Here is a 276-nt window from a genome sequence, read left to right as displayed (position 1 = left end):
GCTAAACCTAATCCTGTACCTTCTTGGGCATCTTTTCCGGCTTGGGCTTGCGTAAACGCATCAAATAATTTGGGTAATTCAGTGGCGGAAATCCCTACACCTGTATCACGCACCTGAAAATGGATATGAAATACATCTGTGGTTTCTTGTTCTCCTGCAAACACAAGTAGACTGACGTTGCCTTCTGAGGTAAATTTAATCGCGTTGCTGAGTAGATTGATTAACACCTGACGTAGTTTGACTGCATCTGTGCAGATATAGCGGGGAACATTGTCA

The 276-nt window shown here is 43.5% G+C and carries 1 protein-coding gene; it reads right to left on the bottom strand.

Features of this window, described 5'->3' with window-relative positions; translation table 11 throughout:
- A partial coding sequence (locus tag AACS98_RS21785) for an ATP-binding protein (RefSeq protein ID WP_232317195.1) occupies positions 1-276 on the bottom strand: 276 nt, incomplete at both ends.

Origin of the sequence: Anabaena sp. CA = ATCC 33047, from assembly GCF_963870205.1 — a bacterium.
Classification (GTDB): domain Bacteria; phylum Cyanobacteriota; class Cyanobacteriia; order Cyanobacteriales; family Nostocaceae; genus Trichormus.
Note: the sequence above shows the minus strand (reverse complement) of the source record. Positions and strands in the feature narration are given on the sequence as shown.